The 423-nt window shown below is 31.7% G+C and carries 1 pseudogene; it reads right to left on the bottom strand.

Going from position 1 to position 423, the window contains the following annotated elements:
• Positions 1-330: pseudogene (locus tag HZY83_RS07960) on the bottom strand (hydroxymethylglutaryl-CoA reductase, degradative); the annotation flags it as partial.
• Between the last annotated feature and the right edge of the window lie 93 nt (positions 331-423).

Here is a 423-nt window from a genome sequence, read left to right as displayed (position 1 = left end):
CATTAATCTTTGACTTGAGATTGTTTTAAAGCCACCACTTTGGTTAACAAGTTTCGCTCCATAACTTGCGGCAGCCACTACTGAAGGCTCTTCAACCATCATTGGCACCACATATTCTTTATCATCAACAATAATTTTAGGTAATAGTCCAACTGGTAGAGTGCCTTGACCAATTACATTCTCAATCAAACTATTTGCCACTTCTTCATTAATAAGAGGATGACTAAGTAATGAATCATAATTATCAGTATTGAGCCATCCATACTCGACTAATTGCTTTAATTTATCCTCTCGAGATAAATGTCTAAATCCTTTTTCTAAACTTTTCATGAGTAAACTCCTTTTATATGTATCTTTCAAGTTATTTTAAACTTTTAAATATTTATTTTCCGGAAAATTAAATTTCCAATCATACCATATAGA

The sequence above is a fragment of the Gemella sp. GH3 genome (assembly GCF_013415425.1).
In the GTDB taxonomy this organism is placed as follows: domain Bacteria; phylum Bacillota; class Bacilli; order Staphylococcales; family Gemellaceae; genus Gemelliphila.
This window is presented reverse-complemented; position numbering and strand designations above follow the sequence as displayed.